This window comes from Vogesella mureinivorans, from assembly GCF_007644035.1.
GTDB lineage: Bacteria > Pseudomonadota > Gammaproteobacteria > Burkholderiales > Chromobacteriaceae > Vogesella > Vogesella mureinivorans.
The window spans coordinates 1-279 of record NZ_VMTV02000045.1 but is presented as its reverse complement, the minus strand read 5'-3'; the positions used below and the strand labels follow the sequence as shown (position 1 = coordinate 279).

The window sequence follows — 279 nt, the reverse complement described above, 5'->3', positions numbered from 1 at the left end:
CCGATCACCTGGCCGATCGGCATGGGCAAGCGTTTGAAGGGCGTGGTGCATCTCGTGACCGGCGAAGTGCATGTGTTCGAGTCGGGCCGCAACTTCACCCGCCAGGACTCGACCATCTTCCCCAGCCTGGACGATCCTGGCCTGGCCAAGCTGGTCGGCGCCGAGCTGCTGGCCGAGACCCGCGAACAGCTGGAGCTGGTGCAGGGCGCGGCCCAGCCCTTCGACATCGACGACTACCTGGCCGGCAAGCAGACCCCGGTGTTCTTCGGCTCGGCGGTC

1 pseudogene is annotated in these 279 nt (G+C 67.4%); it reads left to right on the top strand.

The annotated features are described in order from the left end of the window. Positions 1-45: 45 nt before the first annotated feature. Positions 46-279, top strand: a pseudogene (gene prfC, locus FLQ44_RS01035) (peptide chain release factor 3); the annotation flags it as partial.